Origin of the sequence: Mesorhizobium sp. M7D.F.Ca.US.005.01.1.1 (assembly GCF_003952545.1) — a bacterium.
Taxonomy (GTDB): Bacteria; Pseudomonadota; Alphaproteobacteria; order Rhizobiales; family Rhizobiaceae; genus Mesorhizobium; species Mesorhizobium loti.
This window is the reverse complement of sequence record NZ_CP034453.1, coordinates 2225493-2238635: the sequence shown is the minus strand read 5'-3', so window position 1 is coordinate 2238635 and position 13143 is coordinate 2225493. Positions and strand designations below refer to the sequence as shown.

Sequence of the window (13143 nt, the reverse complement as noted above, 5' to 3'; positions counted from 1 at the left end):
GTCACCCCAGCTTGATCTTGTCGGCGCCAACGAGGCGCAGGAACAACAGGTATATGGCAAGCGTCACGACAAGCAGGACCACACCGAGGGCGGCGGCCAGGCCCCAGTTGAGATCGCGGTTGATGTAGACCGAGATGAAGTTGGACACCATCTGGTCGCGTGGCCCACCGACAAGCGCCGGCGTGATGTAGTAGCCAAGCGACAGGATGAAGGTCATCAGGCATCCGGCAACGACGCCAGGCAGCGTCTGCGGCGCATAGATGCGCCAGAAGGCTGACGATGGCGGAGCCCCGAGCGAGCGAGCCGCCCTGAGCTGCGTGGCGGGAATCGAGCGCATCACGCTGTAGATCGGCAGGATGGTGAAGGGCAACTGGATGTGCGTCATCGCGATGACCGTTCCGGCGCGCGTGAAGATGAGCTGAAGCCGCTCGCTGGTCAGGTGCAAGGTCATCAGCACGTCGTTGATGATGCCGTCGGACTGCAGCAGCACGACCCAAGCGGTGGTGCGCACGAGCAGCGACGTCCACAATGGAAGCAGCACCATCAGCATCATGATGCCGGCAATCGCCTTCGGCGCGATGGTCAGCACATAGGCAACGGGGTAGCCCAGGATAAGCGTAAACAGCGTCACCAACCCGGCCACAAAAAGTGTGCGCCCCAACACGTCGAGGAAGATCGCCTGGTCACCCTGGACGCGTTCGACCGATCCGTTCGAGGTTTGCTGGAGGTCGAGCGCGGTCAGCAGATAGTAAGGTGTGAAAGAGGCGCCGTTGCGCTTGATGATCGCCCAGGTTTCCGGCGAGCCCCAATCCGTGTTCTGCCCGAGGAACTTCTCCTTGTACGGACCCGTATCCAGCTTCTCGACCATCCGCGCCGCCGCCAGCACGCGGCTGCGCATGCCGGAAATCTCGTAGTTGAGGCGCTTGCCGAGCAAGGCGGCCGTACTGTTGTCCTTGGCAACCTTCAAATCGGCGGCGAGTGCGGCATAGACCGGCTCGTCCGGCGTTGAAACGCCATCCCAGCTTTCGAGAGCGGCCAATGTGCACGGCAGCACCTCGCGTGTCTCCGGATTGCCTACCGCCGTGACCAGTAGGTAGAGGATTGGAGCGACAAAGGCGACCACCAGGAAGACGATGAGCGGCAGGGCCAGCGAAAGCGCGGCCCGCCGGGCGGGTTTCTCGGCCCGACGGACGGCCAGGAAGACGTTGATCCGGTCTATCTCCACGACGGTCATCGCTCACACCTCCAGCAGACGGCATTCGGAAATGCCGCATTCCAGGACGACATCTTCGCCCAACGCAAAATGCCGCGCCTGCCGCGCCGAGATACGCGCGGTGACGAGTTGGCCGCCAAACGCCTCGATCGACAGCCGCATATGGTCGCCGAGGAAGAATACGTCACGGGTCTTGCCGGTGAAACGGTTGAGATCGGCGTGGACACCCTCGCCGGCCAGCGAAATATTCTCCGGCCGCACGGATATGCTCATGTCCGCGCCCGTGCCGGACACATTGGCGCCAGCGGCCTTCAACGTCGTGCCGTCGGCCATGCGCGCGATGGCCACGCCTCCTTCCCGTCCAAGCAAGGTGCATGGCAGCGTGTTGTTCTCGCCGATAAACGAGGCGACGAAGCGATTGGACGGCTCATCGTACAGCGTTTTCGGATCCGCAAGCTGCTGAATACGCCCATCGTGGAAGACGGCGATACGGTCCGACATCGTCAACGCTTCGGACTGATCATGGGTAACGTAGACCATGGTGATGCCGAGCGAGGTCTGGAGTTGCTTGATCTCGATCTGCATCCGTTCGCGCAACTGTTTGTCGAGCGCGCCGAGCGGCTCGTCCATGAGCACCAATGAAGGCTCGAACACGAGAGCGCGAGCCAATGCGACACGCTGTTGCTGGCCGCCGGAAAGCTGCGCCGGGCGACGATCGCCCAGCGCTTCGAGACTGACGCGGCTGAGCGCCTGGCGAACCTTTTCCTTGGCTCTTGTACCGGTGATGCCGCGATAGCGCAGCGGAAACGCAACATTCTCCGCCACCGTCATGTGTGGAAACAGCGCATAGTTCTGGAACACAAAGCCGATGTTGCGTTTCTCTGGGGGCAACCGCTCGACAGGCTTGCCGTCGAGCAGGATATGACCGAGCGTCGGCTGCTCGAAACCACCCAGCATCATCAGCGTCGTGGTCTTGCCGGAGCCCGAAGGCCCCAGCATGGTCAGGAACTCGCCGCGAAAGACGTCGAGGCTGAGGTCTTTCACGACGAAGTTGATGCCGTCGTAGGATTTTTTCACGTCCTCGAATCGAACGAGGGCATCGACTGGGTTGTCCGTCGCAAGTGACATTCGCTGGGAAAAATTCATCGATGCTCTCCTCCGCAGCCCGCGCTACTGGGCAAGCCAGGTCGTGAACCGCTTGCGTATTTCGTCTCCGTTGTCAGCCCAGAAGCCATTGTCGAGGGTTAGCGAAACCGTCAGGTTCTGTGGGCTGGTCGGTAGATTCTTGGCATCGTCCGGGGCCACGAACTCGGCCGCCGATTTCCGCACCGGACCATAGGGTATGAATTTGGTGATGCCTGCGAGCACCTTGGGCTCGACCGCGTATTTGATAAAAGCAAGCGATCCTTCGGCATTCTTGGCACCCTTGGGGATTACCCAGTAATTGGAATCGAGGATCTGATTGTCCCAGACGATGCGGAAATCCTTGCCCTCCTTATTGGCATTGTAGATGCGGCCATTCCATGCGGTCGTCATCGTCACCTCACCCGAAGCGAGCAACTGCGGTGCCTGGGCGCCGGCTTCCCACCACACGATGCTGTCCTTGATCGTGTCGAGCTTGGCAAAGGCCCGATCCACACCCGCCGGCGTCGAGAGCGTTTCATAGACCTGATCAGGCGCGACGCCATCGGCAAGCAATGCGAATTCCAGGTTGGTCGCCGGGTTTTTCCAAAGGCCGCGCTTTCCTGGGAACTTCTTGGTGTCGAACAAGTCGTTGATCGTTTTCGGGCCGTCCGGCAGCTTGGCACCGTCATAGGCAAGGATCGTCGCATAGACGATCGTACCGACGCCGCATTCCGAGGTCGTGCCTTTGATCCAGTCGTCCTGCGGTCCGATTTTCGCCCAGTCGATCTTTTCGAAAATACCCTCGTCGCATCCTTGAAGTAGCGTAGGCGCATCGACGTCCACGACATCTATCGTGGTATTGCCGGATTCGATCATTGCCTTGATCTTGGCGATCTCGCCGCCGTACTCCTGCTCGTCAATTTTGGCCCCGGTCTCGGCGGTGTAGGTCTCGAACACTGCCTTGCGTTGCGCTTCCTGGTAAGCGCCCCCGAAACTCATGACCGAAAGCGTGTCTTGCGCTCGCGCCGAATTCGAACAAAGGGGCGCTAGCGCCGCCAGCGATACGATTAGCATGCGACTTGTTAAGCGATATCTCATTTCCACCACTCCCATTTGATTGAACACGACCTCGGCTTTTGGGTTGGGTGAGCGTTGGCCAGTGCAAAACGCTAATTTGGCAAGGGCACGACAGCAAATAAGTACATTGCATGGCTCTATGAGAAAGCGTTATCCGCGGACGCCGCCTCGCAGGAGACCGTTTCATCCTCGAGTTCGTCCCGGTGACGCGAAACACCACGCCACCTTCCTTCGGTGCGCGAACCAGAGTTCGTGCACTCCGGCATGATTGGGGTGGCACGAGGTTTAATCGTTTCGCTGCTTCGTCGACAGAGTCAAAGCCGCCCATAGGCCAAGGCTTCCGCGGGACGCAAGTTTCTTGAGGCGCTGCGAAACGAGAAGGCACTCGACTGGACCTTCCTGTCGCCTTCTGCCGATTTCGCACCGGGCGAGCGCACCGGAAAATTCAGGCTCGGCAACGATAGCCTGCTTATTGACGCGAGTGGCAAGAGCCATATTTCCATGGAGGATTTTGCCATCGCGATGGTCGATGAACTGAAGCACCCGAAGCACAGCCGCCGCCGTTTTACCACCGGCTGCTGAATTGAGGATTTAACAATGGAGAAATCCTTCATCGAGCCGCAGCGCAGGCGCCTTGAGGCACTGCGCGCGCAGATTCTCGAACCAGAGGAAGTGGGTATGGCGAAGGAGCGGGAGGTCAGGGAGGCGAAAGGCGAAGAAAGCCAGGAATTCGAGGAAGCGGCCCAAGATATGGCCCAAAACGAAATCCATCAGGCGCTTCATGACGTCGATAACCGTCGCCTGCATGCGATCGATCAAGCGCTTCAGAAGATCAAGCAAGGCACTTATGGCCTCTCGGACATTAGCGGCGAGTCCATACCCAGAGCCAGGTTGGAAGCCACTCCCGAAGGGGTTCTTACCGTCCAGGAAGAGGAGAAGATTGAACGCCAACCCAAATGATGATCTTGCAATTTTCTTGCAAACAACGCGCCTGCGAATGTGGCGGATGTGCGTAATTCGGTCGGACCGAACTGTCGCGTGGTCGGGCCAAAGCTGTTGCTCCGATGTCCATTAGAAGAGATTCGTTCTCACAAGCCAATCGTGACGATTGCAGTCTCCAGTTCCGCTGCACAGTCGGAAATCGTCGATGAGGTTGTCAGGCGAGAAGACGCCGGGCCGTCATAAAGAACTCCACGCGCTCCGATCGGCTTGGGCGCCTTTCCGCAACCCCGTGTTTCGGCTGCTCTGGCTGGCAACTGTCGCGGCCAATATTGGCGGCTGGATGTACAACGCCTCGGCAGGCTGGTTGATGACAAGCCTGAATGCCGATCCCCTGATGGTGTCATTGGTACAGTCAGCATCGAGTCTGCCGCTGTTTCTTCTCGCGCTGCCAGCCGGCGCCCTGGCCGACATCGTTGACCAGCGCCGATTTATCGTGATGCTTGAGGTCCTCATTGCCGTCGTATCGGTGACATTTGCCGCGCTCCTTTCCACCGGTTTCGTGACGGCGGCAACGCTGTTGTTTTTCATGTTGGCGATCAGCACATTGTCGGCGCTGGAAGCCCCGGCCTGGCAGTCCATCGTTCCGCAACTTGTTACGAAGGAAGATCTCCCGGCCGCAGTGGCGACCAACAGCGTCGGCATCAACATCAGTCGCGCTTTGGGGCCGGCGCTGGCTGGCATCATCATCACCGCATTTGGAATTGCGGCACCGTTCTGGCTTGACGCGTTCAGCAATGTCGGCGTTATCATCGTATTGCTATGGTGGCGACCGCAGAAAAGCCCGGCACACACGCTTCCAGCAGAACGGTTCGGCAGCGCTATTCGCACCGGCCTGCGCTATACCCGCAACAACCGGCACCTGCGCGCCACGTTGGTACGTGCAGTGGGCTTTTTTCTGTTTGCCAGCGCCTACTGGGCACTACTTCCGCTTGTGGCCCACACCCAGATTGCCGGCGGCGCCGACGTTTACGGCATGCTGCTGGGCGCGATTGGGTTAGGCGCGGTGGGTTTTTCATTCATCCTGCCTCGCCTGAAAGAGAAGCTTGGGCCGAATGGCATTGTCGCACTCGGCGAAGCTGGCACGGCAGTTACGTTGGTTCTGTTCGGCCTGGCGAGGGAACCGCTTACCGCACTGGTGGCTAGCCTGGTTGCCGGCATGTCGTGGATCGCCGTACTGGCCAATCTGAACGTGTCGGCACAGGTCGCTCTGCCCGACTGGGTGCGGGGTCGCGGCCTTGCCATGTATGTATGCGTGTTCTTCGGAAGCATGACTCTAGGCAGTGTCGTGTGGGGCGGGATGGCTGAATATGCCGGACTGCCCGTCACTCACTTCGTCGCGGCGGTTGGTGCCCTGTTGGCAATCCCGCTGACGTGGCGCTGGAAACTGCAGACCGGCGCAGGCATCGATCTCTCTCCTTCCATGCATTGGCCGGCGCCCATCATCACCGGGGCGGTTGAAGTAGATGCGGGCCCAGTGATGATTACAGTCGAGTACCTGATAGATCCCAAACACAGGGAAGCATTTCTTGCGGTCATGGACCATCTTTCCCACGAACGAAAACGCGACGGAGCCTATGCGTGGGGCATATTCGAGGACTCCGCCGTGGAAGGACGTTACCTGGAAACCTTTCTGGTCGAATCATGGCTGGAACATCTGCGCCAACACAAGCGCGTGACAAAGGCCGACCGCATTCTCGAAGACCAAGTCCATTCCCAGTTGCTCAGCAAGCCGACGGTCACCCATTTCATCGCCGCGCAGCGTGGACGGAAGGCGCAAGGGTGACTGACCGGCCGCGATCCGCCCTTCGGCACGCCGGTGAACTCGAACACTCGGGTTGATCGCTCCCGACTTTGTTTATGGGCGAGGCCCATTCGGAAATATGCTCTAGCTATCACCGCAAACAGCATCGGTATGATGAAGAGCCCGACAGTCGTGCCGCCAATATGCACCCGATGATCGTCACACCGACGGCTTGGCGGGCGCCTGCGCGCCCGCCTCCCGTCGAGGTGGCAAGCGGGAGCACCCCCAAGATGAAAGCGAGCGCCGTCATGAGCACTGCACGTAGGCACCGCCTTACTGGTTGCACCTGTTTAGCACGGCGCCGCCGACGATCGGAGCATGCATCTACTGCTTCGGTCGCTTAAAAGCTGGCTAGATTAGTCTGCTTTCAGGCTGCGGAAAGCGTGATCGACCACGACTGGGCACGCTACAGAAGCCGAAAGTGCTTCAAGGTGGGAAAGTACGACAGGAAGGATCAGACTTAATGCGTGGCGCTGGCCCTGGCGTTTACGACCGGGGCCTAGCTATGTCAGGAACGTTAATTAAAGGAACGGGTTGCGGCAGATCGTTAACCCTGGCTTCGAACGCTAAGTCCGACGCGGCAACTTTTCGATTTCGATCAATTGCGCCAAGCGCACGATAGCCTCCTGGGCGCGCACGTGCGCTGCATTGTTCTCACCTTTTGAGAGATGCGTCTCGATAGCCCGCAAGTCCGTACGCGCCTGCTCAAGTAGATGGCGCAACTCGTTCAACTTCTTTGGCATGCAGCACTCTAGCACTGCTCATGGGCTGGGTCAGCAATTTTATCCAACCATTTGATCGGTCACTTGGCAACCTTGCCGAAGTTCCAGCGTGCAAGCCTTCCACAATGCCTCTGACGATTCGGAGGGAACGCCAATGCGTTCACAACTGCGATTCGATCGGCAGAAAACCGATGATCGAAGCTGCCATCCGACGCCAGATGCCCCGCCCGGCATCCAAGTGTCGAACGCGGGGCTTGAGCCATCCTGCAAAACGATGGCACCCTCTTTCAGCGAGAGCTTATAGCTGCCCTGCGGCGCGATCTGCTCTGAGCACGAGGCGTCATGAACGCTCCCGTCATTGGCGGCTCCTCACTTGCGTCCACCGCCGACAGGGCGCGTCTGCTCGCGGCTGAAGCGATGGACAGCGGGGAGCATGCGGAGCACACGGTGCCGGCCGAAACCAGACGGCTCACACCAGGGAGGATTCCAATCCAACGGGCATACGACGAGCATCAGCGGCAGTTCTTCACGCGGTGGCGGGAGCAAAAGAGAGGCCAACGCTCGGAAACTACGCTGTTCGCCTGCTTTTCTTGCGCCGTCGCAGGAGCCAAGCAATAAGGCCAATCACGATCAGCGTACCCACGGCCAAGCCAGCCCGAGCCACCGTCACCAGAACGGATCTGACAGGGCCTGCCCGCAATTCGGCAACCTGTCCAACCGTGACTTTGGCCGCCGGATTGCCGAAATTCTGGATGAGATACGAACCCAGGCTGGCAATCTGGGTGTCGGAGAGTTCCTTGGCGAAACCCGGCATCAGCACGTCGGGTTGGCGATGCAGCCCCTCAAGCATCACCATAACCAGATTGTTGGTATTTGCTCGCCCCAGCGCGGTGTTGTGCAGCAGCGAAGGCAGGCCGCCATCGAAGCTACCTTGGCCTTCCGCCTGATGGCAGGTCGCGCAATAGGCGTCGTAGACCTGCGGGCCGCTCATCTGGTCGCGGTCTTGCGGCAACGCCACGCCCCGAATGCTCGCCAGTTCGTCAGACGGGCTGCCCCAGGCAAAGACGGGCTGTGTGTCGGCCGGATCGCGAGCTGGCGAAATTGTCTTCAGATAAATCGCGATCGCCTGCAGATCTTCAGGTGTCAAAAATCGCAAGCTGTGGTCGACAGCTTCGGCCATCGGGCCGGCCGCCTGGCTCTTGCCTGTAGCGTGACCGTCGCGCATGTAGGCAACCAGTTCATCGGCGCTCCACCCGCCAACGCCGCTATTGCCGTCGGAGGTTATGTTAGGGGCATGCCAAAAGCCGACGTCGCCGCCGGCCATTTCGCTGGATGTCTTTTCCGCCATGAAAAGGTTGCGGGGCGTATGGCAGGTTCCGCAATGCGTCGGGCCGCGCACCAAATAGGCGCCCCGGTTCCATTCGGCATCCTGTGCAGGATCTGGCTTGAACGGAGTGCCGTCGAGGAACAGTAGGTTCCAGGCCGCCATCGAAAAGCGGATGTTGAACGGGAACGGCAGCCTCGTTTCAGCAGGGCGGGTTTCGACTGGCGTCACGCCATTCATGAAATAGGCATAGAGCGTGGCGACATCGTCGTCCGAAAGCAGCGCATAGGATGTGTAGGGCATTGCCGGATAGAGATGCTTGCCGTCGGCGCGCACACCCTTGCGCAACGCCGCGTCGAACTGCTCCAGCGTATAGTCGCCGATGCCGTTTTCCTTCGACGGCGTGATGTTGGTCGACACGATCGAGCCGATGGGCGTTGGGATGGCCAGACCACCGGCCATCGGCTCGCCGCCGGGCGCGGTGTGGCAGGCCACGCAATCGGAAGCCGTGGCAATGTATTTGCCGCGGGCGATTTGATCGGCATCCGCGCCAAAAGCGAGGCTTGTGAAAGCTGAGGCCGCGACTGACAATGTCAGGGCCAGACCGAGGCGGCGAAACAGGCGGGGCATGGCGCGGCTCATGATTTTGCCCCTTGCCCGGCACTGCCGCCCGAAGCCGCTTGCTGCCCCAGCATATGAGCGACCGCGCGTAGGGCCACTGCCAGACCGTTCTCCGTCGAATTACAGGTCGCCGATGTCGGCAGCACGCCGGTGCTGGCAAGGAACAGGTTCTCGTGGTCGTGCGCGCGTCCCCACTGATCGCAAACCGAGGTCTTGGGATCGCTGCCCATGCTTAGCGTGCCGCAGATATGCTGGTTGTTGGCGAAGTCACCGTCCTTGCTGAAGCGCAGATTCGTTCCGCCCATCAGTTCGGCGATGTGCCGAAAATCCTGCTGGGAGCGCTCGTGACCGCGCCTAGTGTAGTCGGCGATTGAATAATGCGCCTCAGGCTTCGGGATGCCCATCGCGTCTTTCTCGGAGCTCAGCATGATCCGGTGCTCGGGGTCCGGCAAGACTTCGAGTACGTTCTTCACGTTCATCTCGTGGGCTGCGCTGAAGCGGAGGCGTTTTCCCAGTTCGCTGCCGTAGACGCCCGCCGCGATCAGACTCTTCGTTGCCCCGTCGACGCGCGAGATGTTGGTGAAATCGAGCCGGTAGGGTGCATGTTCGGACCGGAACGCACCATCGCGCATGGTGTTGATGGAACTCGGGCTCTGCGGTCCGCGCCCCAGCCACACCTCCTCGTCCGCGTCGAAGGTTAGCGAGGTGCTTGGATGGTCCATGAGGTTGCGGCCGACCATGTCGGAGCTGTTGGCGAGGCCTTTGGGAAACCTGTCGCTGGCCGACAGGAGCAGCAGGCGTGGGCTTTCGATGCCGTTGGCGGCGACGATGAAAGTCTTGCCGGTGACCCGGTGCGAGACCTTGTCGGGATCACAGTAGAGCGCTGCCGCGATACGGCCCTTCTCGTCATGTTCGAGCTTGTAGACATTGGCGTTCGGAACCAGTTTTGCCCCAGCCGCTTCGGCGGCTTCCGCTGCGAGCCCGCCGTGGTATTGGGCGTCGATGGGACAGATCGGCTGGCACGAGTTGTTGCCGCAGCATGCTGGCCGCCCGTCATAGGGACGGCTGTTGCGCGCCGTGGTGTTGGACACGACTTGATAGTCGGAAGCAAGCCGCTCTCGCAGGCGGCGCATCGCGAAGGGCTCCGCGACCGGTTCCATCGGAAAGGCGAATTTGCGCGGGGACCCCGTATTGGGGGCGCCCGATACGCCCATGATTTCCTCGGCTTCTTGATAGAAAGGCTCAAGGTCTTCATAGCTCATCGGCCAGTCGACGCCGACGCCGTAAAGGCTCTTGATCTTGAAATCGTTGGGCAGGTTTCGCCATGCTTGGGCCGCCCAATGCCACGTCGTTCCGCCGACCTGCCGGATATATTCGGCGGCGTAAGGATAGGGTCCGGCCTGCACGAGATAGTTGTTCGGCTCAGGCTGATAGACCGGGTGCGGCGCCCAGACCGCCGGTGGATAGGGGGACATCCAGTCGCTGCGGCGCGGCGAGTTGCGAAAACGGGCCACCAACTCTGCGCGGGTAACGCGCGGGCCCGCTTCGAGGATGACGACCGACGCACCAGTCAGCGCGAGCTTTCGCGCCACCAGCGAACCAATGATGCCCGAGCCGACGACAACAAAATCCGCTGACAGGGCATCGGCCATGATTTTCCCTCAGATTGGTTTGTTGGCCCAGCTTCCATAGGTGCCATAAGCGTAGGTCGGCGGCTTCAGCACGTCAGCGACCACCTGGGCATTGAGCGCGGTCTCGAACGCCAGGCAGCGTGCCTTGGCTCCGTCGCCGACAATGCCCATGTACCAGGCGGTCACGATCCGCCAAGGCACAAGCTTGAGAGGTGACTTCTCGTCGTCCAGCGTCTTCTGCAACTGCATGGGATCGATCTTACGCTGCTCGATCGTGTCGAGCAGCGCCTTCGCGGCCGCGGGGAACCCGGGATCGTCGGCGACAAGGGCCTTGTAGAGCCGCAACGCCTGGGCCGAATCCAGCGATTGGCGACCTGCAAGTATGGCCGACAGCGCCACGAACGGCGCCGTATCCGCCTCCGTCACTTCCTGGGCCAGCGCCCACGGGATCAAGGATGCGGTATAGGCCGAAACAAGCCCGAAAAGCAGCAGCCGGCGGGCGGCGTTCGGTTGATCGACAAACTGTTCCATGGGCCTGTCCTCGGTCACCGCGATGCCCTGACACGATCGCGATTTTGCGTCCGACATTTCACCTCGTCAAAACCCAAGATGCGGCGAGGCGACCAGCGTGGCCGCGCCGTCACCCAGTAGAAATACCGCTAAAAGAGCCGCCGCCCAAAAGGCCGGATATTCCCATCCGCCATCGGTATTGCTGAACAGCCATCCCTTCTTGCCGTGAACGGTTACGATCGTTCCAACAATGAGCGGGATGAGCAGCAAAGCCACATAACGCGGATAAATCCCTAGGATGAGACACGCCGCTCCACCCAGTTCGGCGGCAATGGTTGCGTAGGCCAACCAGCCTGGGAGACCTAGGGAGTTGAAGAACGCGACAGTCCCTGGAATGGTGAACACGCGCCACTTGAGCATCGCATGCGAAATGAACATGGCCCCAAGGCAAAGTCGAAGGAGCAATATCGCATAGGGCGCGGTCACAAGATCGATCACAAGAACCTCCCTAGTGAAAGGCTGCCAACGATCAGTTGCCAGCCGCGACGGTGGCGGAAAACGCAACGCCGTGACAGCGCTTAGACATTTGAAACGACGTCAGGCGTCTTTGGGAAGCACCTGAAGTACCCGTGCAATGAACATATGGAACTCCGCCATGTAGGTGCGCAAAAACTGCTCGGTGGATTCAACCGTCACTTCGCCGCTGTCCGTGATCAGGCCCGGCGTGAACTGTATGTAGGCTTCCGGAGCATTCATTTGCGGCGAATTGCAGAAGCTCAGCACGCTGCGCAGGCTTTGCTGGGCCACGGCGGTTCCGATAGTTCCCGGTGATGTCCCAATGACGGCCGACGGCTTGCGGGCGAAGGAATTCTTTCCATATGGGCGGCTCGCCCAGTCGATCGCGTTCTTCAGCCCGCCTGGGATCGAGCGGTTATACTCGGGTGTTATGAAAAGAACTGCCTCCACAGCGGCGATGGAGTCTTTGAAAGCGCGAGCGACAGGTGGAAAGTCGGCATCGTAGTCGTAGCTGTAGAGCGGCAAATCCTTGAAGGAAATCTCCGACATCTCAAGCTCTGGCGGGGCAAGCTGAACGAGTGCGTTTGCAAGCTTGCGATTGATCGATGCCTTGGCGAGGCTGCCGATGAGGTAGCCGACCTTGTGTGTGGTCATGAGGCCCTCCGGTGTTTCCCACCGACCCAACAACAGTATCCGCTTAATCAAGGACAGGCACCAGTCAAATTCCTGTCAGGTGTCTAAAACCAATGACAAGCTTCGGATACCCATCTTGGCCGGGCAGGCGCTACATAGCTGGCAGCAGGCCAGGTTTAGTTGGCGTTGGCGCGGCGATCGTCAACAAATTCAGCCCGGATCTTCCTCGTTCGAAGGGTCTGCCGCCGCCCGTCCTCGCGCCGACAGATGTGCTACAGGCAGACGCCAATCGTATCTGATTGCCATGAAGCGAAGGCCGAAGCACAAGAGCCCTCCGGCCAAGGCCGAGATGCCATAGGAAAGACCTAGCATATCGCCGATGACGACGATGGATGCGCCAGCGAGTGCAGCAATGGCATAGAGATCAGAACGCAGCACTTGTGGGATTTCTGCGAGAAGAACGTCGCGCGTCATGCCTCCGCCGATACCTGTCAACATACCAAGGAGGGCGGCCATTACCGGGTTCAAACCGAACTCGATCGCCTTCTGCGCGCCCGCGACGGCAAAGAGCGATAGTCCCGCCGCATCGAACAGAAGCATCGGGCTGCGCAGCCTGTCGACGCCGGCATACCAGAAGAAGGTGATGAGCCCTGCCAGCACAGAAACCAGCAGATATCGGCTATCCGTCAGAGCAGCCGGAGGGACTGCGCCGATCAGCAAATCGCGGGTGATCCCGCCAAAATTCCCGGCCACGAAAGACAGAACGAGGATGCCGAAAATGTCGAGACGACGATTGACCGCGGCAACAGCGCCGCTGATCGCAAAGATGAAGGTGCCGACCAGATCCAGAACATGCACAAACGTTTCAATGGTGATCATGACGGCTCCGCCCGTGCAAGCTTAGCGTATCGGGCCGAAAGCACGAAACAGCATTCAAATGAGCCTGACCTACACTTAAAGGCAGCCCG

At 59.9% G+C, this 13143-nt stretch carries 13 protein-coding genes; 2 read left to right on the top strand and 11 right to left on the bottom strand.

What is annotated here, in order from left to right; genetic code table 11:
* Position 1: 1 nt before the first annotated feature.
* The 3 genes from EJ076_RS10815 to EJ076_RS10805 are packed head-to-tail and all read right to left on the bottom strand — an operon-like array spanning position 2 to position 3337.
* Positions 2 to 1234 (bottom strand): ABC transporter permease, encoded by a 1233-nt coding sequence (locus EJ076_RS10815; RefSeq protein ID WP_126067789.1) that lies wholly within the window; start codon positions 1232 to 1234, stop codon positions 2 to 4.
* A 3-nt stretch (positions 1235 to 1237) separates the two neighbouring features.
* Positions 1238 to 2359: an ABC transporter ATP-binding protein gene (locus tag EJ076_RS10810; RefSeq protein ID WP_245463011.1), complete on the bottom strand. Its 1122-nt coding sequence runs from the start codon at positions 2357 to 2359 to the stop codon at positions 1238 to 1240.
* Between the two features lie 24 nt (positions 2360 to 2383).
* The gene (locus EJ076_RS10805) at positions 2384 to 3337 is read right to left on the bottom strand and encodes an ABC transporter substrate-binding protein (RefSeq protein WP_245463010.1); all 954 of its coding nucleotides are present in this window, start codon (positions 3335 to 3337) and stop codon (positions 2384 to 2386) included.
* A 675-nt stretch (positions 3338 to 4012) separates the two neighbouring features.
* On the opposite strand from EJ076_RS10805, the gene EJ076_RS10795 reads away from it, so the two are divergent.
* Together EJ076_RS10795 and EJ076_RS10790 are read left to right on the top strand one after the other, a co-directional pair.
* Entirely contained in the window at positions 4013 to 4375 is a 363-nt protein-coding gene (locus EJ076_RS10795; RefSeq protein ID WP_126067788.1) for a TraR/DksA family transcriptional regulator, read from the top strand.
* Positions 4376 to 4562: 187 nt separating this feature from the next.
* Positions 4563 to 6200 (top strand): MFS transporter, encoded by a 1638-nt coding sequence (locus EJ076_RS10790; protein ID WP_126067787.1) that lies wholly within the window; start codon positions 4563 to 4565, stop codon positions 6198 to 6200.
* Positions 6201 to 6309: 109 nt separating this feature from the next.
* On the opposite strand, the gene EJ076_RS10785 is transcribed toward EJ076_RS10790, so the two are convergent.
* The 8 genes from EJ076_RS10785 to EJ076_RS10755 all read right to left on the bottom strand — a co-directional run bounded on the left by EJ076_RS10785 (position 6310) and on the right by EJ076_RS10755 (position 13054).
* The gene (locus EJ076_RS10785; RefSeq protein WP_245463009.1) at positions 6310 to 6468 is read right to left on the bottom strand and encodes an efflux RND transporter permease subunit; all 159 of its coding nucleotides are present in this window, start codon (positions 6466 to 6468) and stop codon (positions 6310 to 6312) included.
* Between the two features lie 316 nt (positions 6469 to 6784).
* On the bottom strand, positions 6785 to 6961 hold the full coding sequence (locus EJ076_RS35165) for a hypothetical protein (protein ID WP_164548602.1): 177 nt from the start codon (positions 6959 to 6961) through the stop codon (positions 6785 to 6787).
* A 547-nt stretch (positions 6962 to 7508) separates the two neighbouring features.
* Entirely contained in the window at positions 7509 to 8906 is a 1398-nt protein-coding gene (locus EJ076_RS10780) for a cytochrome c (RefSeq protein WP_245463008.1), read from the bottom strand.
* Entirely contained in the window at positions 8903 to 10537 is a 1635-nt protein-coding gene (locus tag EJ076_RS10775) for a GMC family oxidoreductase (protein ID WP_126067786.1), read from the bottom strand. Before EJ076_RS10775 ends, EJ076_RS10780 begins: the two co-directional genes overlap by 4 nt.
* Before the next feature lie 9 nt (positions 10538 to 10546).
* Complete coding sequence (locus EJ076_RS10770; RefSeq protein ID WP_206438784.1) at positions 10547 to 11065, bottom strand: sugar dehydrogenase complex small subunit; 519 nt, start codon at positions 11063 to 11065, stop codon at positions 10547 to 10549.
* A gap of 48 nt (positions 11066 to 11113) precedes the next feature.
* Positions 11114 to 11524, bottom strand: a complete 411-nt coding sequence (locus EJ076_RS10765; RefSeq protein ID WP_126067785.1) for a DoxX family protein — start codon at positions 11522 to 11524, stop codon at positions 11114 to 11116.
* Between the two features lie 99 nt (positions 11525 to 11623).
* Positions 11624 to 12196, bottom strand: a complete 573-nt coding sequence (locus EJ076_RS10760) for an NADPH-dependent FMN reductase (protein WP_126067784.1) — start codon at positions 12194 to 12196, stop codon at positions 11624 to 11626.
* 189 nt (positions 12197 to 12385) lie between these two features.
* Complete coding sequence (locus EJ076_RS10755) at positions 12386 to 13054, bottom strand: trimeric intracellular cation channel family protein (protein WP_126067783.1); 669 nt, start codon at positions 13052 to 13054, stop codon at positions 12386 to 12388.
* Positions 13055 to 13143 lie beyond the last annotated feature (89 nt).